Consider the following 1,650-nt stretch of genomic DNA (forward strand, 5'->3'; position numbering starts at 1 on the left):
AATTAACTCATTATTGATGAAAATATAATAATTAAAACAAATACTGTTCCAAATATCCATTTGGGTATTTCTTTATTTTTTGTACCCAATATTTTACGAAGTATATCATCCAAGATTAAATTTAAATTCATTGCAATGAAGAATAGTATTATGGGAATTACATAATTTTTTAAAGAAATATTAAAGAAACCTGTTCCTACCGCTATAGAAATTACTATTGTTGTTGTTATTAATTCACTTAGATCATTCTTAACTTTTCTCTTAAAGAACCATGTATAGTAATTATTAAATATCGTCATGTATTTCATCTCCTTACTCCAAATAATTCTATATACAGTTAATAAGTCCTTTGAAAATATGACATAAACCTAATACCTACTATCTCGAAATTGTAGATTGGGCTATGGATTTATAAATTCTATATGTATTTTAAATAAAATATAAATAAATTCTAACTAAACTAATTTGCCAATTAGCACAATTAAAAATGGACTACCTAAGTAGCCCATAATTGGTCAACTAACGCGCCAGTTAGTTGCTTAAAGTAGGTTTACGAATACATAAAATTATTTAAGATTGACCTCTAAAATGTATCCATTATTCCAAGTACCGATAAACAAATATTGATCATCTTCACTGAATTCTGCAAAACAAGCATATGAAATAGCTTCATCCACTATTATTTGTAAATCATCGTATCTTAAAATAAAGACATGCTCACTATACGTTATAACAAGAAACTTAGCATTATTGGACTGATGTAAGTGATAGAAGTACCCAAAGTCTCCATTGCTCTCATTCTTTAACAGATTTTTTTTCTTCAATATTTTTTTAAAGGTTGAATCTAAGATGGTGATTTCAAAACCACTTACTAATATATAAACCTCATGGATCGAATCATAGATTACAGATTCCCAGTGTAATACTTTTGGATGGCTAATTAAAGTAAATGATGCTTTTTCATTTTCATATTTTACTTTTAGTAAATTATAATCATCATAATCCGTATTCTCATTATCATTGTTCAAAGTAAAAAGATGAGAGCCTTCATTCGATATGTATTGTTCGTACTTTTTTATAGTTATCGAGTCTTCAAAATCAGTCAGTTTATTGTAATTTCCATTATCAATATTAATCAAGGCCAATTGATTTCCTGATTTAGTTTTCAGAATATCAATGATTGTGAAATCATCATTAGTTAATGCAAAGTCTCCTTCGACCATTTGTCGCGATCTATTTGATTGAATAGTTTTGATTAAACAAAATTCTGAAGTTTCGTATACACAAACGGTTCCTATGGTATTTTTAATATATAAATAATCATTATTTTTGGAGAACTTTATATCCCCAGGATTTTTTGGTTTGCTAAGCTCGGCGACCTTTTCCCATGAATTTGCATCAAAAACAATCGTTTTTAATCCCATTGTATGACATAAGAAGCGACCATCATTTGATAGTTTTATCTGAAATGAAGTTTTAAGTTTTTTAATTAAGTTCATTTGAAGCACTTCTGGCCAACTCCTAATATTTTTATTACAACAATAATAGCATAACTATTAGTTTGACTTACATTCCTAGCTGAACTAATCTGCCAATTACTTTAATAAGAAAATGAGCTGCCGAAGCAACTCAATGATCTTCAACTAACGC

Annotated in this window: 2 protein-coding genes; both read right to left on the minus strand. The window is 28.0% G+C overall.

Annotated elements, in window-relative coordinates; genetic code table 11:
* Positions 1-2: 2 nt before the first annotated feature.
* Positions 3-308, minus strand: coding sequence for a hypothetical protein (locus V7056_RS15560; RefSeq protein WP_499703343.1), 306 nt, complete (start codon positions 306-308; stop codon positions 3-5).
* A gap of 258 nt (positions 309-566) precedes the next feature.
* On the minus strand, positions 567-1,499 hold the full coding sequence (locus V7056_RS15565; RefSeq protein ID WP_499703344.1) for a YncE family protein: 933 nt from the start codon (positions 1,497-1,499) through the stop codon (positions 567-569).
* Positions 1,500-1,650: the final 151 nt, after the last annotated feature.

Source organism: Bacillus sp. JJ664 (assembly GCF_036962205.1).
Classification (GTDB): domain Bacteria; phylum Bacillota; class Bacilli; order Bacillales; family Bacillaceae_G; genus Gottfriedia.

Coding starts and splice junctions, on each gene's coding strand:
- V7056_RS15565 (WP_499703344.1), bottom strand. CDS start 1,499: ATGAACTTAATTAAAAAACTTAAAACTTCATTTCAGATAAAACTATCA.
- V7056_RS15560 (WP_499703343.1), bottom strand. CDS start 308: ATGAAATACATGACGATATTTAATAATTACTATACATGGTTCTTTAAG.